The 403-nt window shown below is 64.5% G+C and carries 1 protein-coding gene; it reads right to left on the bottom strand.

Features of this window, described 5'->3' with window-relative positions:
* A partial coding sequence (locus AB4Y92_RS26230; protein ID WP_441822284.1) for an EamA family transporter occupies nucleotides 1–403 on the bottom strand: 403 nt, incomplete at both ends.

Consider the following 403-nt stretch of genomic DNA (forward strand, 5'->3'; position numbering starts at 1 on the left):
GGGTGTAGAGGCCGCTGCCGGCGATCAGCGCGATGCCGGTCACGGCCCAGGCGTCGGGAACCTCACCCCAGAGCAGGTATCCGATCAGCACCGCGAAGGCGACGCCGGAATAGCGGTAGCCGGTGACGACCCCGACATCGGTGTTCCGGAAGGCGTTGACGATGCAGAAGCTGCCGAGCGAAACCAGCACGGCCGCGCCGCCGACATAGAGGGTCTCGATGCGGCGGATCGGCACCCAGGTTTCGAAGAAGCCGAGGGTGAATGCGGATAGTCCGACAATGATCGTTGCGGTGAGCGAGATCACCGTCGAGGGAACGTGGTTGCCGATCCTGCGGGTGACGAGATCACGGATCGCGGCCAATATGGCGCTGACGAGTGCCGTGATCGCGGCGATGTTCATGTG

This window comes from Lysobacter sp. TAB13 (assembly GCF_052113885.1).
Taxonomy (GTDB): Bacteria; Pseudomonadota; Gammaproteobacteria; order Xanthomonadales; family Xanthomonadaceae; genus Lysobacter; species Lysobacter gummosus.